At 65.8% G+C, this 25,590-nt stretch carries 15 protein-coding genes; 10 read left to right on the top strand and 5 right to left on the bottom strand.

Annotated elements, in window-relative coordinates:
* Window positions 1–3 precede the first annotated feature (3 nt).
* Entirely contained in the window at window positions 4–477 is a 474-nt protein-coding gene (locus K0S66_RS01795) for an Lrp/AsnC family transcriptional regulator (protein WP_301073381.1), read from the bottom strand.
* Between the two features lie 107 nt (window positions 478–584).
* Between K0S66_RS01795 and putA the strand changes: the two genes are divergently transcribed.
* The 6 genes from putA (at window position 585) to K0S66_RS01825 (ending at window position 9,452) form a co-directional block, all read left to right on the top strand.
* A complete protein-coding gene (putA, locus tag K0S66_RS01800) occupies window positions 585–4,196 on the top strand; it encodes a trifunctional transcriptional regulator/proline dehydrogenase/L-glutamate gamma-semialdehyde dehydrogenase (RefSeq protein ID WP_301073382.1) in 3,612 nt (1,203 codons plus the stop codon).
* 156 nt (window positions 4,197–4,352) lie between these two features.
* Complete coding sequence (rplK, locus tag K0S66_RS01805) at window positions 4,353–4,784, top strand: 50S ribosomal protein L11 (protein WP_301073383.1); 432 nt, start codon at window positions 4,353–4,355, stop codon at window positions 4,782–4,784.
* A 4-nt stretch (window positions 4,785–4,788) separates the two neighbouring features.
* Complete coding sequence (rplA, locus tag K0S66_RS01810) at window positions 4,789–5,481, top strand: 50S ribosomal protein L1 (protein WP_301073384.1); 693 nt, start codon at window positions 4,789–4,791, stop codon at window positions 5,479–5,481.
* Window positions 5,482–5,603: 122 nt separating this feature from the next.
* On the top strand, window positions 5,604–7,199 hold the full coding sequence (locus tag K0S66_RS01815) for an alpha-amylase family glycosyl hydrolase (protein ID WP_301073385.1): 1,596 nt from the start codon (window positions 5,604–5,606) through the stop codon (window positions 7,197–7,199).
* Window positions 7,199–8,206, top strand: a complete 1,008-nt coding sequence (locus tag K0S66_RS01820; protein WP_301073386.1) for a glycosyltransferase family 4 protein — start codon at window positions 7,199–7,201, stop codon at window positions 8,204–8,206. The genes K0S66_RS01815 and K0S66_RS01820 overlap by 1 nt, the downstream gene beginning before the upstream one ends.
* Window positions 8,207–8,279: 73 nt before the next feature.
* Window positions 8,280–9,452: an alpha-hydroxy-acid oxidizing protein gene (locus tag K0S66_RS01825; RefSeq protein WP_301073387.1), complete on the top strand. Its 1,173-nt coding sequence runs from the start codon at window positions 8,280–8,282 to the stop codon at window positions 9,450–9,452.
* Between the two features lie 54 nt (window positions 9,453–9,506).
* Here the strand turns inward: K0S66_RS01825 and K0S66_RS01830 are convergent, their stop codons facing one another.
* Window positions 9,507–11,987 (bottom strand): alkaline phosphatase PhoX, encoded by a 2,481-nt coding sequence (locus K0S66_RS01830; protein WP_301073388.1) that lies wholly within the window; start codon window positions 11,985–11,987, stop codon window positions 9,507–9,509.
* Between the two features lie 406 nt (window positions 11,988–12,393).
* Between K0S66_RS01830 and rplJ the strand changes: the two genes are divergently transcribed.
* Both rplJ and rplL read left to right on the top strand, forming a co-directional pair.
* A complete protein-coding gene (gene rplJ, locus K0S66_RS01835; RefSeq protein WP_301073389.1) occupies window positions 12,394–12,909 on the top strand; it encodes a 50S ribosomal protein L10 in 516 nt (171 codons plus the stop codon).
* Between the two features lie 48 nt (window positions 12,910–12,957).
* Window positions 12,958–13,332 (top strand): 50S ribosomal protein L7/L12, encoded by a 375-nt coding sequence (gene rplL / locus K0S66_RS01840; protein WP_301073390.1) that lies wholly within the window; start codon window positions 12,958–12,960, stop codon window positions 13,330–13,332.
* Window positions 13,333–13,515: 183 nt separating this feature from the next.
* On the opposite strand, the gene K0S66_RS01845 is transcribed toward rplL, so the two are convergent.
* Window positions 13,516–14,772 (bottom strand): LPXTG cell wall anchor domain-containing protein, encoded by a 1,257-nt coding sequence (locus K0S66_RS01845; protein ID WP_301073391.1) that lies wholly within the window; start codon window positions 14,770–14,772, stop codon window positions 13,516–13,518.
* Window positions 14,773–15,213: 441 nt separating this feature from the next.
* Here K0S66_RS01845 and rpoB point away from each other — a divergent pair, with 441 nt between their 5' ends.
* Both rpoB and rpoC read left to right on the top strand, forming a co-directional pair.
* Entirely contained in the window at window positions 15,214–19,368 is a 4,155-nt protein-coding gene (gene rpoB, locus K0S66_RS01850; protein WP_301073392.1) for a DNA-directed RNA polymerase subunit beta, read from the top strand.
* Between the two features lie 74 nt (window positions 19,369–19,442).
* Window positions 19,443–23,723, top strand: a complete 4,281-nt coding sequence (gene rpoC / locus K0S66_RS01855; protein WP_301073393.1) for a DNA-directed RNA polymerase subunit beta' — start codon at window positions 19,443–19,445, stop codon at window positions 23,721–23,723.
* Window positions 23,724–24,188: 465 nt separating this feature from the next.
* Here rpoC and K0S66_RS01860 read toward each other — a convergent pair whose 3' ends face one another.
* The gene (locus K0S66_RS01860; RefSeq protein WP_301073394.1) at window positions 24,189–24,749 is read right to left on the bottom strand and encodes a GNAT family protein; all 561 of its coding nucleotides are present in this window, start codon (window positions 24,747–24,749) and stop codon (window positions 24,189–24,191) included.
* Window positions 24,746–25,537 carry a LysR family transcriptional regulator gene (locus K0S66_RS01865; RefSeq protein WP_301073395.1) on the bottom strand — a complete coding sequence of 264 codons (792 nt, stop codon included), beginning with the start codon at window positions 25,535–25,537 and terminating at the stop codon, window positions 24,746–24,748. The genes K0S66_RS01860 and K0S66_RS01865 overlap by 4 nt, the downstream gene beginning before the upstream one ends.
* Between the last annotated feature and the right edge of the window lie 53 nt (window positions 25,538–25,590).

Genomic DNA, 25,590 nt, shown 5'->3' on the forward strand with positions numbered 1-25,590 from the left:
GCCTTATCCGCTCGCGTCGCGGATCGTTTCCATCACCACATAGGTCGACGTGCTCGCCACATGCGGCAGCGTCGAAATGCGCTCGCCCAGCACCGCGCGATAGCTGCGGATGTCGGCCGTCCGCACCTTCAGCAGATAATCGAAATGGCTGGCGATCATGTGGCACTCCTCCACCTCGGGAATCGCCAGCACACCGCGGCGGAACTCCTCCAGCGCCGCCTCGCGCGTGTCGGACAGCTTCACTTCGGTGAACGCGACATGCCCCTGCCCCAGCCGGGCCGGATCGATCACTGCCCGGAACCCTCGAATGATCTTGCGATCGGTCAGTCGGCCCAGGCGAACCTGGCACGGCGTCTTTGACAGGCCCACGCGCTTCGCCAGTTCGGTGACGGACAGCCGCCCGTCCTCCCGCAGCACCTGGATGATCTTTCGGTCGAACTGGTCCAGTTCATTGGGATCGGAAGGCGAAACGTCCATGAAGTGCCTCAACTACAAACCGTCTGACCTGCGGCATGGCCCATCATAAGTCAGATCGCCCGACGACGCATCGCTATATTATGGCCTCAACTTCCCGGACTGAGACCATGGCCGATCTCCCCCCGCTGTTTGCCGATTTCGCCCCGCCGATCCGCCCCGCCACCCCGTTGCGCGCGGCCATCACCGCTGCCACCCGCCGGTCGGAGCCCGAGGCGCTCGCCCCGTTGCTCGATGAGGCGTCCTTGCCGGAATCGCTGAAGGCGCAGGCCCTCGCCACCGCGACCAAGCTGATCACGGCGCTGCGGGCCAAGCACAAGGGCACCGGCGTCGAGGGTCTGGTGCAGGAATATGCCCTGTCCAGCCAGGAAGGCGTCGCCTTGATGTGCCTCGCCGAAGCCCTGCTGCGCATCCCCGACGACGACACGCGCGACGCGCTGATCCGGGACAAGATCGCCGGCGGCGATTGGCGCAGCCACATGGGCGACGGCCGCTCGCTGTTCGTCAATGCCGCTACCTGGGGCCTCGTGGTCACCGGCAAGCTCACCAGCAGCGTCAACGATCGCGGCCTTGCCGCTGCCCTCACCCGCCTGATTGCCCGCGCGGGCGAGCCGGTCATCCGCCGCGGCGTTGATATGGCGATGCGCATGATGGGCGAACAGTTCGTCACCGGCGAGACGATCGGCGAGGCGCTGAAACGCGCCCGTCCGCTCGAAACGCGCGGTTTCGGCTACAGCTACGACATGCTCGGCGAGGCGGCGACCACCGCCGCCGACGCCGACCGCTACTATCGCGATTACGAAACGGCGGTCCACGCGATCGGCAAGGCGTCGGCCGGCCGCGGCGTCTATGCCGGCCCCGGTATCTCGATCAAGCTCTCCGCCCTCCACCCCCGCTATGCCCGCGCCCAGGCCGACCGGGTCATGGCAGAACTGCTGCCCAAGGTCCGCGACCTCGCACTGATCGCCAAGGGCTATGACATCGGCTTCAACATCGACGCGGAGGAGGCTGACCGCCTCGAACTCTCGCTCGACCTGCTGGAAAGCCTGTCGCTCGATCCCGCACTCGCCGGCTGGAACGGCCTCGGCTTCGTCATCCAGGCCTATGGCAAGCGCTGCCCGTTCGTGATCGACTGGATCGTCGACCTAGCTCGCCGCTCGAACCGCCGGATCATGGTCCGGCTGGTCAAGGGCGCCTATTGGGACGCCGAGATCAAGCGCGCGCAGGTCGATGGCCAGGTGGATTTCCCCGTCTATACGCGCAAGATCCACACCGACGTATCCTACATCGCCTGCGCCCGCCGCCTGCTCGCGAACCGCGACGCCGTGTTCCCGCAATTCGCCACCCACAATGCGCAGACGCTGGCGACCGTCCACGCCATGGCCGGGCCGGACTTCACCATCGGCGATTACGAGTTTCAGTGCCTCCACGGCATGGGCGAACCGCTGTATGACGAGGTGGTCGGCGCGGACAAATTGAACCGCCCCTGCCGCATCTACGCCCCCGTCGGCACGCATGAGACATTGCTCGCCTATCTCGTCCGCCGCCTGCTGGAAAATGGCGCGAATTCGTCGTTCGTGAACCGCATCGCCGATCCGGAGGTGTCGATCGCCGACCTCGTCGCCGACCCCGTCGCGATCGTCCGCGCCAGCGATACGCCGGGTCAGAAGCATGCCGCCATCGCGCTGCCGGCTGATCTCTACCCCCGCCGCCGCAATTCAGACGGCCTCGACCTCGCCGACGAACGCGCGCTCGCGGCGCTTGCCGCAACGATGCAGGCCGGCGCGCACAGCGACTGGCGCGCCGCCCCCAATGATGGTCAGGGCACCGCTCGCCCCGTGCTGAACCCTGCCGACCACCGCGACACCGTCGGCACCGTCGTAGAGGCGAGCGCCGCGCAAGCCACCGCTGCCGCCCGCACGGCAGCGGCCGCCGCCCCGGCCTGGGCCGCCGTTCTCCCCGCCGAGCGGGCGGCGATCCTCGATCGCGCCGCCGACACAATGCAGACGCGCATGGCCGACCTCATCGGGCTGACCGTGCGCGAGGCCGGCAAGTCGATCCCCAATGCGATCGGTGAGGTGCGCGAGGCGATCGATTTCCTGCGCTATTACGCCGATCAGGCGCGGCGCAGCTTCGGCCCTGCGCACCAGCCGCTCGGCACCGTGACCTGCATCAGCCCGTGGAACTTCCCGCTGGCGATCTTCACCGGTCAGGTCGCCGCCGCGCTGGTCGCCGGCAACACCGTGCTGGCCAAGCCTGCCGAGGAAACCCCGCTGATCGCCGCGCAGGGCGTCGCCATCCTGCATGAGGCAGGCGTTCCGGCCGACGTGCTTCAGCTCGTTCCCGGTGACGGTTCGATCGGCGCCGCGCTGGTCGCTGCGCCGGAAACGGCGGCGGTGATGTTTACCGGCTCCACCGAAGTCGCGCGCCTTATTCAGCGCGAACTCGCCACCCGCCTCTCGGCTGAGGGCACCCCGATCCCGCTGATCGCCGAGACCGGCGGCCAGAATGCGATGATCGTCGACAGCTCCGCGCTCGCCGAACAGGTGGTGGCAGACGTCATTGCCTCCGCCTTCGACAGCGCCGGCCAGCGCTGCTCGGCGCTGCGCGTCCTGTGCCTGCAGGAAGAAGTCGCCGACCGCATCCTCACGATGCTGCGCGGTGCGCTTCAGGAGCTGCGCCTCGGCCGTACCGATCGGTTGGCAGTGGACATCGGACCCGTCATCACTGCCGAGGCGCAAGCCAACATCACGCGCCATATCGAGGCAATGCGCAGCCGCGGCCACAAGGTGGATTCGCTGCCGCTAACCGACGAGACCGCCCATGGCACCTTCGTCGCGCCGACGATCATCGAACTGTCCGACATCGCCGAGCTGCAGCGCGAGGTGTTCGGGCCGGTGCTCCACGTCGTCCGGTACAAGCGCAGCGGCCTCGACGCGCTGATCGACCGGATCAACGCCACTGGCTATGGCCTCACCTTCGGCCTCCACACCCGGCTGGACGAGACGATCGCCCATGTCACCGCACGGGTGAAGGCGGGCAATCTCTACATCAACCGCAACGTCATCGGTGCGATCGTCGGGGTGCAGCCGTTCGGCGGACGTGGCCTTTCGGGTACCGGGCCAAAGGCCGGCGGGCCGCTGTATCTCGGCCGGCTGGTGCGCGGCCCGATCGAGGCGCCGGCCGGCACCTCGACCATTGCCGATGCCGCCACGCGTGACCTGGCGCTGTGGCTGGAGGGTCGCGGGAACGGGGCGGAAGCGGATCGTGCGCGCGAGATCGCCGCCGCCTCCCCATTGGGGCTCGAGACAGAACTCGATGGCCCTGTGGGTGAGCGCAACCTCTATGCGCTGCATCCGCGCGGCCGCATCCTGCTGCTGCCCCAAACCAGCGCCGGACTCATGGCGCAGCTCGCCGCCGCGCTCGCCACCGGTAACGATCTGGTGGTGGACGCCGCGCGGCGCACCGATCTGCCCGCGCCCATCGCTGCCCGGGTTCGCTGGAGCGACGATTGGAGCAAGGACGGCCCCTATGCCGGTGCGCTGATCGAGGGAGACGCGGCGCGCGTCCGCGATCTGCAACAGCGCATCGCCACGCTCGACGGGCCGATCGTTCTCACCCAGGCGAACAATTATCGGCTCGAATGGCTGGTGGAGGAGGTCTCCACCTCGATCAACACCACCGCCGCGGGCGGCAATGCCAGCCTCATGGCGATGACCTGATCGATCGCCGGAAGCGCGCGCATGGCGGGGCCCGGCGGGTCTAGCTTTTCCCCCGCGATCCCGCTATGCGCGCGCTCTTCCAGGTAATTCCCTGGAACGCTTGCGGGAGGGTGCGGCAACGCGCCCGCGACCACCGCTAAACTTAAAGAGAGTGACATGGCGAAGAAAATCACAGGCTATATCAAGCTGCAGGTGCCTGCCGGCGCTGCAAACCCGTCGCCGCCGATCGGCCCGGCGCTGGGTCAGCGCGGCGTGAACATCATGGAGTTCTGCAAGGCGTTCAACGCGCAGACGGCTGACATGGAAAAGGGTTCGCCCCTCCCCACCGTCATCACCGTGTACGCTGACCGCTCGTTCAGCTTCGAGACGAAGACGCCGCCGGCGACCTTCCTCATCAAGAAGGCGCTGAACCTGAAGTCGGGTTCGAAGGAGCCGGGCAAGACCTCGGCCGGCACCATCAAGCGCTCGCAGCTGTCGGAAATCGCTCAGGCCAAGATGAAGGACCTGAACGCCAACGACATCGAAGCAGCAACGAAGATCATCGAAGGCTCCGCTCGCGCGATGGGCCTCCAGGTTGTGGAGGGCTAAGAACATGGCGAAGCTCACGAAGAAGCAGAAGTCGATCACGGTCGACCGCGAGAAGCTGCACGGCGTTGACGAGGCGATCAGCCTCGCAAAGTCGGGTGCGACCTCGAAGTTCGACGAGACGATCGAAGTCGCGCTGAACCTCGGCGTTGATCCGCGTCACGCTGACCAGATGGTCCGCGGCGTCGTCACCCTGCCCAAGGGCACCGGCAAGACCGTTCGCGTCGGCGTGTTCGCTCGCGGCGCAAAGGCTGAAGAGGCTTTGGCTGCCGGCGCCGACGTCGTCGGTGCGGAAGACCTGATGGAAACCATCCAGGGCGGCAAGATCGACTTCGATCGCTGCATCGCGACCCCGGACATGATGGGCATCGTCGGCCGTCTCGGTAAGGTTCTGGGTCCGAAGGGCCTGATGCCGAACCCAAAGCTCGGCACTGTGACGATGAACGTCGCCGAGGCGGTGAAGGCTGCCAAGGGCGGTCAGGTTGAGTATCGCGTCGAGAAGGCCGGTATCATCCATTCCGGCATCGGCAAGGCAAGCTTCCCGGCCGAAGATCTGCGCGCGAACTTCGACGCGCTGGTCGATGCGGTGGTCAAGGCAAAGCCGGCTGGCGCCAAGGGCAAGTACGTCCGCAAGGTCGCGATCTCCAGCACCATGGGTGCCGGCATCAAGATCGACGTGGCGGAAGTCGCCTCGGCCTGATCCGGGCTTTTCAGTTTGCGTAACAAAGGAGGCCGGGGGCAACCCCGGCCTTTTTTGTTGCCCGCTGCCGCCGTCGGCATCGCCCGCGTGAACCCATCCATTGCCGGGGCGTTACGACCGGCATGAGCGAGGGCACCCCCGCTGCGCCCTGGTGGAAGCGCGGCGTCATCTACCAGGTCTATCCGCGCTCCTTTGCGGACAGCGATGGTGACGGCATTGGTGATCTCGCCGGGATCGAGGCGCATCTCGATCACATCGCGTCGCTCGGCGTCGACGCAATCTGGCTCTCGCCGATCTTCCCTTCGCCGATGGCGGACTTCGGCTATGACGTGGCCGACTATACCGGCGTCGAGCCGATGTTCGGCGATCTCGCCGCCTTCGATCGCCTGCTCGCCGCGGTCCATGCACGCGGGCTCAAGCTGCTGCTCGATTTCGTCCCCAACCATTCCTCGACCCAGCATCCCTGGTTTGTCGAGAGCCGCTCCAGCCGCGACAATCCGAAGCGGGACTGGTATTTCTGGCGCGATCCGGCGCCCGGCGGCGGCCCGCCCAACAACTGGATCAGCGACATGGGCGGCCCCGCATGGGAGCTCGACCGCACCACTGGCCAATATTATCTCCACACCTTCCTGAAGGAACAGGCCGACCTCAACTGGCGCAACCCTGATGTCGCGCAGGCGATGACTGATGTGCTGCGCTTCTGGCTTGACCGCGGTGTCGACGGCTTCCGCATCGATGTGCTGTGGCACCTGGTGAAGGCCGAGGGGCTGCCCGACAATCCGCCCAACCCCGATTGGCGCGAAGGGATGGCCGAGAAGCTTCGCCTCATCCAGCTCAACTCGACCGACCAGCCCGAGGCCTATGCCATCGCGCGCCACTTCCGCGAGCTTGCCGACAGCTATGGTGATACTGTGCTGGTCGGTGAAATCTTCCTTCCGCTCGATCGCCTGATGCGTTGGTACGGCACGCCGGATCAGCCCTATGTGCAGCTCCCCTTCAACTTCGAGTTGATCGAGAACCGCTGGGATCGCGACACGCTCGCCGCGCTGATCGCCAGCTACGACGCGGCGATCCCCGAACACGGCTGGCCCAATTGGGTGATCGGCAGCCACGATGCGCCGCGTATCGCTGCCCGCATCGGGGAAGCGCAGGCGCGCGTCGCTGCCATGCTGCTGCTCACCCTGCGCGGCACGCCGACCCTTTATCAGGGCGATGAGATCGGCATCGGGAAGGTCGACATCCCCCCGGAACGGGTGCGCGATCCGCAGGATCTTCGCCAGCCCGGCATGGGCCTTGGCCGCGACCGCTCGCGAACGCCGATGGCCTGGGACGCCTCCCCGCACGCGGGCTTTTCGACGGCTGAACCATGGCTGCCGCTCCATCCGGACTGGCCAACCCGTAATGTCGCCGCGCAGGAGGCTGATCCGGCCTCGATGCTGTGGCTCTACCGTCGCCTGCTCGCAGCGCGTCGTGCCAGCGGCGCACTGTCGCTCGGCGCCATGGCGCTGCACGAGGCGCCCTCCGACGTGCTCGCCTATGAGCGGCGGCTGGGCGATGAGCGCGTGTTCGTGGTGCTCAACCTTGGCGCCCGGCAGCAAGACATCGTGCTGCCCGCCGGTGCGCGCGCGGGGCGGATCATCGTCGCCACCGGCACGCGCGACGCGTTCGATGGCACGCTCGATGCTGATGAAGGATATGTCGTGGAGCTGCTGACCTGATGCGCATTGCCATGTTGTCGTCGATCTCCTGGGCGACGCCGCCGACCGGCTATGGCCCGTGGGAATTGGTGACGAGCCTGCTGACCGAGGCGCTGGTCGCGCGCGGTGTCGATGTCACGCTCTTCGCCACGCAGAATTCGCACACTGCCGGAAAGATGGAGGGCGTGGCGCCGCGCGGCTATTCGGAGCCGCCGCACCTTGACGCCAAGGTGTGGGAGGCGATGCACATCGCACACTGCATTGAGCGCGCGGGCGACTTCGACCTCATCCACAACCAGGCCGATTTCATGCCGCTCGCCTGGTCCCGGCTGATCGACACGCCGATGCTGACGACGATCCACGGCTTTTCCTCCGAGCGGATCGTGCCAGTGTACCAGCGCTATGACGATCACGTTCACTACGTCTCGATCAGCGACGCCGATCGCCACCCGTCGCTGAGCTATGCCGCGACGATCCATCACGGCATTCCGCTCGACGATTTTCCCTTTGACGCGGCTGGTGGCCAGGACCTGCTCTTTTTTGGCCGAATTCACCCGGATAAAGGCCCGCACGCGGCCATTGCCGCTGCAAAAGCGGCCGGTAGGCGGCTGGTCATGGCGGGCCTCGTGCAGGACCACGACTATCACGAACGCGACGTCGCGCCGCACATCGACGATGACCGCGTCGTCTTCCGCGGCGTCGTCGGCGGCGACGAACGCATCCGCACCCTCGGCCAGGCCAGCGCCCTCCTCCACCTCATCGGCTTCGACGAACCCTTCGGCCTTTCCGTGGTGGAGGCAATGGCCTGCGGCACCCCCGTCATCGCGTTCAACCGCGGCTCGATGCCCGAATTGATCGAACATGGCGTCACCGGCTTCCTCGTCGATACGGTGGACGAAGCGGTCGAGGCAATCGAGCGGATCGGCGAGATCGATCGCGCCGCCTGCCGCGCCCACGTCGCCGAACGGTTCAGCGTCGAGCGCATGGCGGACGATTACATAAGGCTATATCGGCAGCTTATCGGCTAACCGCTTTTCTCCCGGCAAGGCGTGACAACGGCCCTTTGGGTCGCGACAATGCGGCCAAAGGAGAGCGTAGCCCATGCCGCATTACGGCGACCTGCAAACCCAGATCTATGGCGCCGGCCTGTCCGGCATCGTCCCCACCTATCCGGTCGATTTCGCAACGCTGGAAAAACGCGCGCAATCTGCGCTGCCCCCGCATGTGCTGACCTATGTCCAGGGTGGCTGCGGAGACGAATATACGCAGGACGAGAATGCACGCGCCTTCCGCCATTGGGGGATGGTGCCGCGGATGATGGTGGACGCGACGCACCGCGACCTGTCAATCGAGCTGTTCGGGCTGACGCTCCCCTCCCCGCTGTTCATGGCGCCGATCGGCGTCACCGGCATGATGACGCAGGACCAGCATGGCGACGTGGCCGCGGCGCAGGCCTCGGCGGCCACCGGCGTGCCGCTGACCGCCTCGACACTGTCGAACGATCCCCTGGAGGACGTGAAGGCCGCCTGCGGCGAGACCCCGGCCTTCTTCCAGCTCTACACGCCGCGCGACAAGGAACTGGCGGAGAGCCTGGTCGGGCGCGCGGAGGCCGCCGGGTACAAGGCGATCGTCGTCACGCTCGATACCTGGGTCACCGGCTGGCGGCCGCGCGATCTCAACCCGTCGAACTTCCCGCAGCTTCGCGGCCATGTGCTGCAGAATTACTTCGTCGATCCGCGCTTTCGCCAGATGCTCGGCGGCAAGGCGCCCGAGGAGGATCTGCGCACCGCGATCGGCACCTGGGGCGCGACGTTCGGCAAGGTGCTGACGTGGGACGACATGGCCTGGCTGAAGTCGATCACGAAGCTGCCGATCGTGCTGAAGGGCATCTGTCATCCCGAGGACGCGCGCCGCGCGATCGATAGCGGCGCCGACGGCATCTATGTTTCCAATCACGGCGGGCGGCAGGCGAATGGCGGGATCGCGGCGATCGACATGCTGCCCGAAGTCGCCCGGGCTGTCGCCGGCCGGGTGCCGGTGTTGTTCGACTCGGGCATCCGCTCCGGTACTGATGTGGTCAAGGCAATCGCGCTCGGCGCCGATGCGGTCGGGGTGGGCCGGCCGTACTCCTACGGGCTTGCACTGGGCGGCGCAGAGGGCTGCGCCCACGTCCTGAAGTGCCTCCTTGCAGAGGCGGATCTGTTGATGGCCGTCAATGGCTGGCCGACACTCGCCGCCGTTCGCGAGGCCGGCGCGATCCGCACGGACCGCTGACCGCCGAGGCCGACCGGCGACCGCCCGCCCCGTCCGGGCGGGCGGCGCCAAGGCTCAGATCCCCACTAGCCCGCCGTCCTGGCGTGTGATCACGATGGTCGCCGAACGCGGCCGGCTGGCCGCTGCCGCCGTGCCGCTCTGCGTGGCCGGCCAGCTCGAGGTGATATTGTCGGGTCCGCCATTCTCACCCGGATGCTGGATGTTGACGAACAGCGCCTTACCGTCGGGCGTCGAGGTGATGCCGGTGATCTCGCACTCCTTCGGGCCGACCAGGAAGCGCTTCAGCGTCGCACCCGGCGCCTTGCCGATCCGCGTGCTCGCCGTGCTGGTGCCGGCCGGCGTCGCGTTGTTCACCGTCTTTACGCCGCCGTCACCCACCCGGCCCGGGATCGCGGCCAGCATCTGGTTGTTCGTAACATCGGTGAAGGCCCCGTCGTCCGTCTGCAGCCACATGACTGGGCTCGTCCCCTGTCCCGCGACATTGGACGGCAGGCTGAACCACAGGCCGTCGGGCGAGGAGAAGTCGTTGCTGTCGTCCAGCCCGGACAGGTTGATGGTATCCTTGTTCAGGTCGCTGCCCGCACCAAAGGCATAAACGTCCCAGGTGAAAGCCGTTGCTTCGGACGTGTCGCCATTCTCGCGCAGGCGGATGACATGGCCGTTGACGTTGCCCGCGCTGTTGCTGCGCCCGTCGGTGCGCGGATCGACATAGGATCGCGGGTTGGCCGCGTCAGTGCGCGACGGGCTGCGCGAGGAATTGTTGGTGAGCGTGCAATACATCTCGCCATTCGCCGGGTTCACCGCGGTCCATTCCGGCCGATCCATCGGCGTTGCGCCCAGGAGATCCGCGGCAAGGCGCGCATTGATCAGCACGTCCGCCTGATCCGCGAATGGATAGGTCGCATTGCCGCTGGTCAGCGGTCCCGATCCGAAGGTCAGCGGCAGCCACTGGCCCCTGCCATCGGCGTTGAACTTCGCGACATAGAGCGTGCCGGCGTCGAGATACTTGTCGCCCACCGCCAGCCGATCAGCGGCATTGGCGTCGGTGGCCGACCAGGGCGTGCTCGACACGAACTTGTAGATATATTCGTTCTGCGCATCGTCTCCCATGTAGAAGGCGGGCTTGACGCCAGCGATCATACGGCTCGGCTCGACACCCTCATGGTTCATGCGGCCCAGCGCCGTGCGCTTGCGCGGCGTCGAACGCGGATCATACGGATCAATCTCGACGATCCAGCCATATTGGAAGGGCTCGTGGCGGAAGTCGGCCGTACCATCGGCCGCCGCATCGGCAACGGCGGTCGCATTCCACTTGCGGAAGATGGTGCTGCTCGGGTCAGCCGGCGTCACCGTGGTCCAGCCGTAATTGCCGGCGCGTCCTTCGCTGATCCCATAGCGCGACAGGCTGGCATTCTCCTTTGTCCGCCCCGCCGCAGTACGCGCCGCTGCGTCGCCCCGGTCGCGGCGGAAATAGCCCGCCCAATTCTCCTCCGCGGTGGCATAGGTGCCCCACGGCATCGTGCCATTGGCACAATTGTTGATCGTGCCGCGTCCCTGCGTTCCGTCCTTGGAATAAACGGTTCGCAGCAGCGCGTTGCCCCGCGCCGGGCCGTTGAACGTCATCGGCGTATTGGGCGTGATACGGCGGTTGAGCGCCGAGGACTGGACATAGCTCCAGGCGGAGGCGCCGCGGGTCACTTCGATCACCGACACGCCATGTGCCTCGATCTCCTTGATCGCTTCTGGCTCGGGCCGGACGCCGCCGGTGGTCGTCTGGCCACGCGGATGGAGGTAGCTTTCGGTGATATTCTCGTGGTTGAGCACCAGCAGACCGCGCGTGCTCCCCGACGCATCGCGCGCGGCCCCGGTGGCTCCCAATCCGAAGAAGCTCATGCCGTCGTGGTGATCCCCCGCACGGGCGGCGAAATCGGCGTCAGTGCCGTCATTGGCATAGGCCGGGGTCGCGGCGTTGATCGGATCGCCCATGCGATACAGCACGGTGACCAGATAGCCTGTGGGGACGGTGACCAGGTCGTTGCGGTTCTTGGCCACCGCCACGAAGTCCAGCGTCGCGGGTGTGACCGTAATCGTCGTGTCCGCGGTCGCCGTATCCCCGATCCCGGTCGCGCCGGTGAAGCGGAACACCAGCGGGGTCGCGGCGCTGACGGCTGGCGCGGTGAAGGTGGCCGTCGCGCTGGCGGCGTTGTTCAGCGTCACTTGCGGTCCGCTCACCTGAGTCCACCGCACCGACTGTGCCGTGCTGCTGGCGGTCCGCTGCAGCGTAACCGTCTTGCCCGCGCTCGTCGTTGCCGCCTGCCCGGCCGAAACGGTGATCGTCTCGCGCGTCAGATCGCTGTCGTCGTCGCAGCCTGCCAGCAACACGCCGCCGAATACCGCCGTGGTCATTGCGGTGAGGCCACCGCGCAGCGTCTGCCGGCGCGAATAGCGGCGCGCGATCAAGTCGTTGAGATGCTGGTTGGCACTGCCGTTCGTATCGATGTCACCGTCATCATAGACGAAACGCGAATCGGTCATCTTCTGCTTCCCCTCAAAGGCATGATCGTTTCCGTGCCTCTGCCGGGGATGGATGACGCGCCCGTGGCGCCACCGCGTCTGATCCATTGCACTTCGATGGTAGTTTGACGACACTTGACCAGCGCGCGTTTTCCGCTAGGGACCGCCGCTTGTCATGGCCTTGATGGCTGTGACGCCGTCCGAGACAGCGGGAGGGCCCCAGCGCCCTTAATTCCCCGCCGAGACGGGGACAGGATTTTGCCGCAGCGCCCCGGTGCTTCGGTTTGCCGCATCGCCCACGGGATCATCCCGGGCCGTGCGACTGCTTCCCATTCCCCTTCGCTGGACAACCCGTTCGCGCGGTTTCGTGCGGACGGATCGTAACCGGCCGCAGCCTTCGGGCCGCGGTCAAAGTGTGGAGAATGGCATGGATCGTGCTCAAAAGGCCGCAGCCGTCGCCGAACTCAAGCAGACCTTCTCCGAGGTCGGCGTGGTGGTCGTCACCCGCAACCTCGGCCTCACCGTTGCGCAGTCGACGCAGCTGAGGACGAAGATGCGTGAGGCCGGCGCCGTCTACAAGGTCTCGAAGAACAAGCTTGCCAAGATCGCGCTCGATGGCACCGACTATGACGGTCTGGGTGAATATTTCACCGGTCCGGTCGGTCTCGCGACTTCGGTCGACCCCGTTGCGGCTGCCAAGGTGGCCGTGGACTTCGCCAAGACGACCGACAAGTTCGAGATCGTCGGTGGCGGCATGGGTGCGACCAAGCTCGACGTGGAGGGCGTGAAGGCGCTCGCCACGATGCCGTCGCTCGACGAGCTCCGGGCGAAGATCGTCGGTCTTATCGTGGCCCCGGCCACCAAGATCGCGACCATCACCCAGGCGCCCGCCGCGCAGATCGCGCGCGTGCTTGCAGCTTACTCGGAAAAGGAAGCCGCCTGATCCTTCAGGCAGCATCGTTTCATTCGAACGTTTCAAAGGAAGTATATCATGGCAGACCTGAACGCGCTGGTTGACCAGCTGTCCGAACTGACCGTCCTCGAGGCGGCTGAGCTCTCGAAGCTCCTCGAAGAGAAGTGGGGCGTCTCGGCCGCAGCAGCGGTTGCAGCAGCTCCGGCAGCTGGCGGCGCCGCCGCTCCGGCCGCTGAAGAGAAGACCGAGTTCGACGTGATCCTCACCGGCGACGGTGGCAAGAAGATCAACGTCATCAAGGAAGTCCGCGCGATCACGGGCCTGGGCCTGACCGAAGCGAAGACCCTCGTTGAGTCGGCTCCGAAGGCGATCAAGGAAGGCGTCTCGAAGGACGAGGCCGAGAAGGTCAAGAAGCAGCTTGAAGAAGCTGGCGCGACCGTCGAGGTTAAGTAATCGAACGCGGGGGTGCGGGCCACGCGGCCTGCACCTCCGTCGGCCGATCTCGGGCAGGCCAGCCTGCCGCGATCGACCACAAAGAAAAGGCGGCTCCTGCAAAGGAAGCCGCCTTTTCTTTTGCCTGGCTTAGCTGAAGCGCGCGAGCGCCGCTGAGGTCAGCGGCGGCCGGCGGCGCCCCATTTACCGGCCGGTGTGGGGCCGCACGCCGATCGTGTCGAACATGCGCGACGGCTGATCGAGCCAGAACGGGCCGAGCTTCGCCTGACCGGCGCGCTCGATGCCCAGCGCGTGAACCGACGTCGTCTGCCCTCCGCCATGAACTGCCCGGATCGCGACAACCGGCACGAACATCGGACGATCGCCCGCCTGCAGCACGGTGATGCCGTCACGGGGCATGGTGGCGACGGCGCGGACCCGACGCGACTCGCCGGGCATCAGGTCGAACGGCGGCACGGCAGGGCGGCCGATGGGTTCGGCGAACATCGCCGCGAGCACGGCGTCCTGGCCGGGCTGCGCACTGGTCAAGCGGATCTCCACGGCAACTCCGCGCGCAGGCACGTCCGACACGTTGCGCACCTCCACCGTCACGTCGGCAGTGGCGGTGACCATGTTGAGCCCTGCGCGGCTGACCGTCGGCACTTCCAGGTCGAGCCGCGCGGCCGGCGCCGGCGCGGGAGGCGGCGGAGCATCCTGCGCGCGATCCAGGAACCGCGGTGACACCGCGACGGGCGCCGCAGTGGCATCCGGGGTTGGGGCCGTACTCGGCGCGGCTGGCTGAACCGGTTCAGGCGCAGGCAAAACGCCGGCCCGGTCGACCACGGCCGCTTCCTCCCCCTTGGATCGCCGGCGGCGCAGGTACAGTGCCGCGATCGCCAGCAGTCCCAGGCCGATCAGTACCGGCCACAACCATGGCACGCGCGCTGGCTCCTCCGCCGCCGGCAGATCCGCATTCTCGACAGGTCCGTCGGGCAATGGCTCAGACGTGGTGGTCGCGATCGCGGCAGGTGAAGCTTCGTCGATCGGGTCAGGAGTCGGGAGGGCGGCCGGCTGCTCATCGCTCTGGCGGACCGGCGCGGCGGTCGGCGTCTCGGTCGGGGTCGGCGTCGCCCGCGGGCTGGGACTCGTCCGCGGCGTCGGTGTGGCAGTCGGCACGGGCGCGGGCGTCGCTCGCGCGGTCGGCGCCGCAGTGGGCGTGGCGCGCGGCGCTGGAGGCGCGGGGCGCACGACCGGGATGGGCGCATTGGTCGGCGGCGCGTCATTCGCTGGGCCGACCGGCACCACGGTGGGCGTCGGCGTCGGCCGCGACGGGGGCAGGCTGAAGTTACCCAGGTCCGCCGTGCCGGGTGGCACCTCCTGAGCGACCGCTACGCCGGCCGCTCCGGCGAGCCAGGCGCTAGCCACCAGCGCCAGGCGCCCCCTCTTCATCGTCCCTGCCATCTTCATCGCGCTATCGTTTCAACCCTGAACCCGGGGCAACTGAATCACTGTCCCGCCTGCGCCTGTACGTCGGAGACGACCGCTAGCCAAACGAGCGTGCGCGCAGGCCGCCGCAGCCCTGCGTCGCATGGGCTTCTTCCAGTTCACGCCAAGGCCGGGTGAACACGACGTCACCTGCAGCGGTGACGCTCATGCGCACTCGCCTGAAACGCCCTGATCCGTGGCGCGGTGGTTGACGGAGAATGACCCGCCACCTATATCCGGGCGGTTACCACAGCTTCGGGAAATGACATGGCGTCGCGCACTATGTCGAACGGATTGGAGCAGGTGGGTTCATAAGACGCTGTAAGGCTGCCGTTTGTTCCGATGCCGGAACATGACGCGCGGCCTTTTCGCGTCTTGTCCTGCGCCCGGACAAGTTAGACCAAGGCAGACAGCTACATGGCAACCAAGGCGATCGAAGGCGGCACCGCAAAGCGCCGCATCCGCAAGGTTTTCGGCAACATCCACGAAGTGGTTCAGATGCCGAACCTGATCGAGGTGCAGCGCGAAAGCTACGAACAGTTCCTGCGGTCCGATCCGTCGATCGGCTACGTCTCGGGTCTCGAGAAGACGCTGCGCAGCGTGTTCCCGATCCGCGACTTCGCCGGCACGGCAGAGCTCGATTTCGTGAACTACGAACTCGAACCGCCGAAGTTCGACGTCGAGGAATGCCGCCAGCGTGGCATCACCTATGCCGCCCCGATGCGCGTGACGCTTCGCCTCATCGTGTTCGAGGTGGATCCCGAGACGGAAACCCGCTCGGTGCTCGATATCAAGGAGCAGGACGTCTACATGGGCGACATGCCGCTGATGACGGAGAACGGCACGTTCTTCATCAACGGCACGGAGCGCGTGATCGTCAGCCAGATGCACCGTTCGCCGGGCGTCCTCTTCGATCATGACCGCGGCAAGACCCACGCTTCGGGCAAGTATCTCTTCGCCGCGCGCGTGATCCCGTATCGCGGTTCGTGGCTCGATTTCGAGTTCGACGCCAAGGACATCGTCAACGTCCGTATCGACCGCAAGCGCAAGCTGCCGGTCACGGCGCTGCTCTATGCGCTGGGCCTCAACAGCGAGGAAATCCTCAACCACTTCTACAACCGCGTCACCTATGTGCGCGGTGAGGGTGGCTGGCGCATTCCGTTCGCGGCCGAGAACTGGCGCGGCGTGAAGCCGACGTTCGACCTCGTCGATGCGAACTCGGGCGAAGTGGTGTTCCCGATGGGCACCAAGGTCACGCCGCGCGCTGCCAACAAGGCGGCCAAGGACGGCCTGACCGATCTCCTCATCCCGACCGAGGAAATCTACGGCCGCTATTCGGCCTATGACCTCATCAACGAGAGCACGGGCGAGATCTACGTCGAGGCCGGTGATGAAGTCGGCCCGGACAATCTCGAGAAGCTGGATCGCGCCGGCATCGACCGGATCGAACTGCTCGACATCGATCACGTCACCACCGGTCCGTGGATCCGCAACACGCTGAAGGCCGACAAGGCCGAAGAGCGCGAGCAGGCCCTGTCGGACATCTACCGCGTGATGCGTCCTGGCGAGCCGCCCACGCTCGAAACGGCGGAATCGCTGTTCGCCGGCCTGTTCTTCGATCCGGATCGCTACGATCTGTCGGCGGTTGGCCGCGTGAAGCTCAACATGCGCCTTGACCTCGATGCCGAGGACACGGTGACGACGCTGCGCACCGAGGACATTCTGGCGGTCGTGAAGACCCTCGTCGACCTGAAGGACGGCAAGGGCGAGATCGACGACATCGACAACCTCGGCAACCGTCGCGTGCGTTCGGTGGGCGAGCTGCTCGAGAACCAGTATCGCGTCGGCCTGCTCCGCATGGAGCGCGCCGTGAAGGAGCGCATGAGCTCGGTGGACGTGTCCACCGTCATGCCGAACGACCTCATCAACGCGAAGCCGGCCGTCGCCGCGGTCCGCGAATTCTTCGGCTCGTCGCAGCTGTCGCAGTTCATGGATCAGACGAACCCGCTCTCCGAAGTGACGCACAAGCGTCGTGTTTCGGCGCTCGGGCCGGGCGGTCTGACGCGTGAGCGTGCGGGCTTCGAAGTCCGCGACGTTCACCCGACGCACTATGGCCGTATCTGCCCGATCGAGACGCCGGAAGGCCCGAACATCGGTCTGATCAACTCGCTGTCGACCTTCGCTCGCGTCAACAAGTACGGCTTCATCGAGACGCCGTACCGCCGCGTCGTCGACGGCAAGGTCACCGGCGAGGTCGTGTACCTTTCCGCAATGGAAGAGCAGAAGCACACGGTCGCGCAGGCGAACGCAGAGCTCGACGGCGAAGGCCGTTTCACTGAGGAACTGATCTCCGCCCGTCAGGCCGGCGAATTCCTCATGGCGTTGCCTGAGACGATCACGCTCATGGACGTGTCGCCGAAGCAGCTGGTTTCGGTCGCCGCATCGCTCATTCCGTTCCTGGAAAACGATGACGCCAACCGCGCGCTGATGGGCTCGAACATGCAGCGTCAGGCCGTGCCGCTGGTGAAGGCGGAAGCGCCGTTCGTCGGCACCGGCATGGAAGAGACGGTGGCACGCGATTCGGGCGCTGCGATCTCCGCACGTCGCGCCGGCATCGTCGACCAGGTCGACGCCAGCCGTATCGTGATCCGCGCCACGGGTGAGGTCGATGCCGGCAAGTCGGGCGTCGACATCTACTCGCTGATGAAGTTCCAGCGTTCCAACCAGTCGACCTGCATCAACCAGCGTCCGCTGGTGAAGGTGGGCGATGTGGTCAACGCCGGCGACATCCTCGCTGATGGTCCGTCGACCGAGTTCGGCGAGCTGGCACTCGGCCGCAACGCGCTCGTCGCGTTCATGCCGTGGAATGGCTACAACTACGAGGACTCGATCCTCATCTCCGAGCGGATCGTGAAGGACGACGTGTTCACGTCGATCCACATCGACGAGTTCGAGGTGATGGCTCGTGACACGAAGCTGGGACCGGAGGACATCACCCGCGATATCCCGAACGTCGGCGAGGAAGCGCTTCGCAACCTCGACGAAGCGGGCATCGTGTACGTCGGTGCCGAGGTTGAGCCGGGCGACATTCTCGTCGGCAAGATCACGCCAAAGGGCGAAAGCCCGATGACGCCGGAGGAAAAGCTGCTGCGCGCGATCTTCGGTGAAAAGGCCAGCGATGTGCGTGACACCTCGCTTCGCCTTCCGCCGGGCGTTGCCGGTACGATTGTCGACGTTCGCGTCTTCAACCGTCACGGCATCGACAAGGACGAGCGTGCGATGGCGATCGAGCGCGAAGAGATCGAGCGCCTGAAGAAGGACTCGGACGACGAGCGCACGATCCTCAATCGTGCCACCTGGTCGCGCCTGCGTGACATGCTGATCGGCCAGACCGCGACCGCGGTGCCGAAGGGCGGCCCCAAGAAGGGTGCCGTGATCGATCAGGACACGCTCGACAGCGTTGACCGTCACGAATGGTGGAAGTTCGCGGTCGCCGACGACAAGGTCCAGTCGGATCTCGAAGCGGTGAAGACGCAGTATGACGAGGCTGCCAAGCTGATCCGCGAGAAGTTCGAGGATCGGCGCGAGAAGCTCGAGCGTGGCGACGAGCTGCCGCCGGGCGTGCTGAAGATGGTCAAGGTGTTCGTCGCGGTGAAGCGCAAGCTGCAGCCGGGCGACAAGATGGCCGGCCGTCACGGCAACAAGGGCGTCATCAGCCGCATCCTGCCGGTCGAGGACATGCCGTTCCTCGCCGACGGGACGCCGGTCGATCTCGTGCTGAACCCGCTGGGCGTGCCGTCGCGCATGAACGTCGGTCAGATCTTCGAGACTCACCTTGGCTGGGCCGCTCGCGGCCTGGGTCAGCAGATCGCGCAGCAGCTCGAGGACTGGCGTGAGGCCAATCCGGATGCCACCGCGGGCACCATGCCCGAGGCGGTCAAGGAGCGGCTGAAGACGATCTACGGCGAGCATTATGTCGACGAGATCGACGCACGGGATGCGCAGGGCATCATCGAGCTGGCGAACAACCTGAAGCCGGGCATCCCGATGGGCACCCCGGTGTTCGACGGCGCGGTCGAGGCAGACGTTTCGGCGATGCTGGAGCTGGCGGGTCTCGATCCGTCGGGTCAGTCGGATCTGTTCGACGGGCGTACCGGCGATCAGTTCGACCGCAAGGTGACGGTGGGCATCATCTACATGCTCAAGCTGCACCACCTTGTGGACGACAAGATCCACGCGCGTTCGATCGGCCCGTACAGCCTCGTCACCCAGCAGCCGCTGGGCGGTAAGGCGCAGTTCGGCGGTCAGCGCTTCGGCGAAATGGAGGTGTGGGCGCTGCAGGCTTATGGTGCTGCGTACACGCTCCAGGAAATGCTGACGGTGAAGTCGGACGACGTGGTCGGCCGTACCAAGGTCTACGAGGCGATCGTCAAGGGCGACGACACGTTCGAGGCAGGCATTCCGGAGAGCTTCAACGTGCTCGTCAAGGAAATGCGTTCGCTGGGCCTCAACGTCGAGCTGAAGAGCATGGAAGAGGCGGAGGATGGCGACCTGGCCGAAGCGGCCGAGTAACCACCTACCTCCGACGATCGACCATCCCTCCCCTAGCCCCTCCCGCCTGAGCTGGAGGGGGAAGAGGTAGAAAAATGAACGAACTTACGAATTTCGCGAATCCGGTCGCCAAGACGGAGACCTTCGACCAGATCCAGATCGGCATCGCGTCCCCGGACCGTATCCGCTCCTGGTCGTTCGGCGAGATCAAGAAGCCCGAGACGATCAACTATCGCACGTTCAAGCCTGAGCGTGACGGCCTGTTCTGCGCGCGCATCTTCGGTCCGATCAAGGATTACGAATGCTTGTGCGGCAAGTACAAGCGCATGAAGTACAAGGGCATTGTCTGCGAAAAGTGCGGCGTCGAGGTTACCGTCTCGAAGGTCCGTCGTGAGCGGATGGGCCACATCGAGCTCGCCGCCCCGGTCGCGCACATCTGGTTCCTGAAGTCGCTGCCGTCGCGCATCGGCCTGCTGCTCGACATGCAGCTCAAGCAGCTCGAGCGCGTGTTGTACTTCGAGGCGTATATCGTCATCGAACCGGGCCTGACCCCGCTCGAGAAGTTCCAGCTGCTGACCGAGGACGAACTCCTCGAGGCGCAGGACGAATATGGTGAAGACGCTTTCTCCGCCGGCATCGGCGCTGAGGCGGTGCGCATCATGCTCGAGAGCCTGGACCTCGAAGGCGAGAAGACCGCGCTGCTCGAAGAGCTCGCCGTCACCAAGTCCGAGCTGAAGCCCAAGAAGATCATCAAGCGGCTGAAGGTCGTCGAGAGCTTCCTGGAATCGGGCAACCGTCCGGAGTGGATGATCCTCGAGGTCGTGCCGGTCATCCCGCCCGAGCTTCGCCCGCTGGTGCCGCTCGACGGTGGCCGTTTCGCGACGTCGGATCTGAACGATCTGTATCGCCGCGTCATCAACCGTAACAACCGTCTGAAGCGGCTGATGGAGCTGCGTGCGCCGGACATCATCGTCCGCAACGAAAAGCGCATGCTGCAGGAAGCCGTCGACGCCTTGTTCGACAACGGCCGTCGCGGTCGCACGATCACGGGCGCCAACAAGCGTCCGCTGAAGTCGCTGTCCGACATGCTGAAGGGTAAGCAGGGCCGCTTCCGTCAGAACCTGCTCGGCAAGCGCGTCGACTATTCGGGCCGTTCGGTCATCGTGACCGGTCCGGAGCTCAAGCTGCACCAGTGCGGCCTGCCGAAGAAGATGGCGCTCGAGCTGTTCAAGCCGTTCATCTACGCCCGTCTCGACGCCAAGGGTCTGTCCATGACCCTGAAGCAGGCGAAGAAGTGGGTCGAGAAGGAGCGCAAGGAAGTCTGGGACATCCTGGACGAGGTGATCCGCGAGCACCCGGTTCTGCTGAACCGCGCGCCGACGCTTCACCGTCTGGGCATCCAGGCGTTCGAGCCGGTGCTGATCGAGGGCAAGGCGATCCAGCTTCACCCGCTGGTCTGCTCGGCCTTCAACGCCGACTTCGACGGTGACCAGATGGCCGTGCACGTACCGCTTAGCCTTGAGGCGCAGCTGGAAGCACGCGTGCTGATGATGTCGACCAACAACATCCTCAGCCCCGCGAACGGCAAGCCGATCATCGTGCCGTCGCAGGACATGGTGCTGGGTCTCTATTACCTGTCGATGCTCAAGGAAAACGAGCCGGGCCAGGGCATGCTGATTTCCGACATGTCGGAAGTTCACCAGGCGCTGAACGCCGGTTCGGTGACGCTGCACACCAAGATCATCAGCCGCGTTCCGCAGACCGACGAGGACGGCAACCAGTACCTCAAGCGCTTCGAGACCACGCCGGGCCGCATGCTGCTCGGCGAGTGCCTGCCGAAGAGCCACAAGGTGCCGTTCGACGTCGTCAACCGTCTGCTGACCAAGAAGGACGTCACCGACGTCATCGACGAGGTGTATCGTCACACCGGTCAGAAGGAGACGGTGCTGTTCGCCGACGCGATCATGGCGCTGGGCTTCCGTCACGCGTTCAAGGCCGGCATCTCGTTCGGCAAGGACGACATGATCATTGCGCCGGACAAGACCAAGCTGGTCGATGAAACGCGCGATCAGGTGAAGGACTTCGAGCAGCAGTATCAGGACGGCCTGATCACGCAGCAGGAGAAGTACAACAAGGTGATCGACGCCTGGAGCCGTTGCGGTGATCAGGTGGCGAACTCGATGATGAACGAGATCAAGGCCGTTCGCATCGACGAGGAGACCGGCCGTGAGAAGCCGATCAACTCGATCTACATGATGGCGCACTCCGGTGCGCGTGGTTCGCAGGCGCAGATCAAGCAGCTTGCGGGCATGCGCGGCCTGATGGCCAAGCCGTCGGGCGAGATCATCGAAACGCCGATCATCTCGAACTTCAAGGAAGGCCTGACCGTCCTTGAATACTTCAACTCCACCCACGGCGCTCGTAAGGGCCTCGCGGATACGGCGTTGAAGACGGCGAACTCGGGCTACCTCACCCGCCGTCTCGTCGACGTGTCGCAGGATTGCGTCATCGTCGAGGACGATTGCGGCACCGAGCGCGCGCTGGAGATGAAGGCGATCGTTCAGGGCGGCTCGGTCATCGCGTCGCTTGGCGAGCGTATCCTTGGTCGTACGACCGCGGAGGACATCGTTGAGGCGAAGACGGGCGAGGTCGTGATCCCGATCGGCACCCTGCTCGACGAGCCGATGGTGGCGCAGATCGAGGCGACTGGTGTTCAGGCCGTCAAGATCCGCTCGCCGCTGGTCTGCGAAAGCAAGATCGGCGTCTGCGGCAAGTGCTACGGGCGTGATCTCGCTCGCGGTACGCCGGTGAACATCGGTGAGGCCGTCGGCGTCATCGCGGCGCAGTCGATCGGTGAGCCGGGCACGCAGCTGACGATGCGTACCTTCCACATCGGCGGCGCGGCGCAGCTGAACGAGCAGTCGAACCTCGAAGCGCCGGTCGACGGCACGATCGAGTATCGCGATCTGCGCATCATCGTCGACCAGCGTGGTCGCCGCGTGGTGCTCAGCCGTTCGGGCGAAGTCGCGATCGTCGACATGGATGGCCGCGAGCTGGCGGTGCACAAGATCCCGTACGGCGCGAACGTGCTGTGCGACGACGGGCACATCATCAGCGCTGGCGATCGCATCGCCGAATGGGATCCGTTCACCATGCCGGTGATCACGGAAACCGGCGGCACCGTGAAGTATCAGGACCTCATCGAGGGCAAGACGCTGACCGAGCAGGTCGACGAGGCAACGGGCATCGCCCAGCGCGTCGTGATCGAATATCGTGCAGCTGGCCGGTCGAAGGAGGATCTGCGTCCGCGCATCACTCTGCTCGACGAGGGTTCGGGTGAATCCGCCCGCTACATGCTGGCGCCGGGCGCAGTGCTTTCGGTGGACGACAATTCGACTGTCTATGCCGGCGACGTGGTTGCCCGTGTTGCGCGCGAGTCCGCCAAGACCCGCGACATCACCGGCGGTCTGCCGCGCGTCGCGGAGCTGTTCGAAGCGCGCAAGCCGAAGGAAAATGCGATCATCGCGAAGGTCTCTGGCCGCGTGGTGTTCGGCAAGGACTATAAGGCGAAGCGCAAGATCGGCATCCAGCCCGAGGACGGCGGCGAGGTGGTGGAATACCTCATTCCGAAGTCGAAGGTGATCGACGTTCAGGAAGGCGACTACGTCAAGCGTGGCGACAACCTGATCGGCGGCAGCCCGGATCCGCACGACATTCTCGAGGTGCTCGGTATCGAGCCGCTCGCGGAATATCTCGTGTCGGAAATCCAGGAAGTCTATCGACTGCAGGGCGTGAAGATCAACGACAAGCACATCGAGACGATCGTTCGTCAGATGCTGCAGAAGGTTGAGATCACCGAAGCCGGCGACACCACCCTGCTCCCCGGCGAGCAGGTGGACCGTGCGGAGATGGACGAGGTTAACGCGAAGCTCGGCAAGAACGAGGCGCCCGCCCAGGGCAAGCCGATCCTGCTCGGCATCACCAAGGCGTCGCTGCAGACCCGGTCGTTCATCTCGGCCGCGTCGTTCCAGGAGACCACCCGCGTCCTCACCGAGGCGGCGGTCCAGGGCAAGCAGGACACGCTGATGGGCCTGAAGGAAAACGTCATCGTCGGCCGGCTCATCCCGGCAGGCACTGGGGCCGGCATGAACCGCCTGCGCGTGGCGGCTTCCTCGCGCGACGCGGCGCTTCGTGCCCAGCAGAAGAAGCTGGCCGATGCGATGATCGTTGCGCCGTCGAGCGCGGACGAGCTGCGTGCCGCCGAAAAGGCGCGTAGCCCGCGTGAAGACGTCGGCACCGGCGACGATCCGCTCGCCACCGTCGTCCCGTCGGGCGACGGCAGCGACGAGGCTGCTGGCGAGTATCTGAACGACTGATCCTCGCGATCAACCTGATGCAATCAGCCCCGCCGGAGCGATCCGGCGGGGCTTTTTGTTGGACAGGCGGGCGAGGCCAACCCTGCGCAGACGTTTGCAGAGCGCCAGCAGACGAAGAACCATCGTCCACCATAACCAGCCGGACGCGCCGGTTCGCGCAGCTCGATCACAGCTATCTCGGTGAGAACACGGCTCGCACAATGCGCTGGGTGAGGCCCATGGCTGCCCACGCCGGGCGCGGACCGTCGTGATTGCCTATGCCCAGCACGGCTACCCGGCAGCTCCAGCGCGACGACTATGACTGAAGTGTCCAAGACGGGACTGCGGGTCGGGGCTCAAAATTACCGCAGCGCGTGCGCCGAACGACCGTGACGTAGATCTGGCGCGGCGAGCCGGCACAATGACATCTCGCATCATTGGGTGACTGTCAGCCGCCCCTCCCCTGACGCCATCAGGGTAGCGGGATCACCCCCGCCCGGTGTTCCTCGACGCAGACGGCCGCCACTCGTCGCGTAGCAGGCCCCAGATCACGCTGTCGCGCACGCCAATATGGGTGTGCCATTCCGCGCGCAGCAGCCCCTCGCGCTGGAAACCCAGGTCCTGCAACAGCGCGATCGAACGCTTGTTGTCGGGATCGGTATCGGCGAACACCCGCCGTGCGCCTTCTGCGAACAACAGGTCGATCAGCGCGCCGACTGCCTCGCGGCCATATCCCTTGCCCGATGCAATCGGCGCCAGCAGGTAGCCGATTTCCATCACGCCGCGGCGCCGCTCGCCAGCCGCCAGCGTACCGATCGCGCGACCGCTCGAACGCTCCTCGATCACCCACTGGCGCCACTGGTCGTCGACGTGCGGGGTCACATAAGCGATCGTGTCCGCCACCGATTCATGCGGCGGGCTGGACCAGAAGCGCATGACACCCTGGTCGCGATATGCCTCGTACAGCGCGGGCGCGTCGTCATGCGTCGGCGCCCGCATCAGCAGGCGCTCGCTCTCGAACGGATCGGCCCTCATCCCGTCGGTCAACCTGCCAGCGCCTCGACCAGCGTCTGGACCTTTTGCTGCCGCCACTGCGGCAGCGGGGCAACCAGCCAATATCCCAATCGCGACGGCCGCGGCTCACCCACCAATGCCACCCTGCCCGATGCAATATCACTCGACGCGAGCAGCTCGGGCACCGTTGCCCGGCCCAGTCCACGCGCCGCGGCGTCCAGCGCCAGCCCAGCGTCGCCTACCCGGACCAGTGCGGCCGCATCATCCATGCCGTCGCCCGGCCAGGCAATGATCGCCGACGCGCCGCCGCCGGGACGCTCGACCGTCACCATCCCCTCGCTCTCGATCGCCTCGCCTTCGTGCAGGCCGGGGCCCTCGCCCCAGGTGATCGCCATATCCAGATTGGCCTCGGTGAAATCGGGCGCCACGTCGGCGGTCACCAGCACGAAACGCAGGTCGCTGTCGCGCTCGGCGATCGTCGCCAGCCGCGGCAGCAGCCACTTCTCCGTCAGGTCGCGCGGCGCGGCGATGGTCAGCGACTTGGACGATTGCCCCGCCTGCATCGCCCGCACCGCTTCCTCGAACTGGAGAAAGCCGTGGCGCAGGGCAGACAGGCCGGCTTCGCCCTCGGGCGTCAGTTCCAGCCCCTTGGTCGTACGGCGAAACAGAACGACGCCCAGCGTGTCCTCCAGCGCGCGGACCTGCTGGCCCACCGCTGCCGGGGTCACCGCCAGTTCGTCGGCGGCACGGGTAAAGGACAGGTGCCGCGCGGCGGCATCCAGCACGCGCAGCCCGTTAAGCGGAAGGTGCGTGCGCTTCACTTGGCGGCATCCTTCCGGCGGCGCGATCCGTTGCTGATGTCTGCGTGGCTGTT

This window comes from Sphingomonas sp. (genome assembly GCF_029239295.1).
Classification (GTDB): domain Bacteria; phylum Pseudomonadota; class Alphaproteobacteria; order Sphingomonadales; family Sphingomonadaceae; genus Sphingomonas.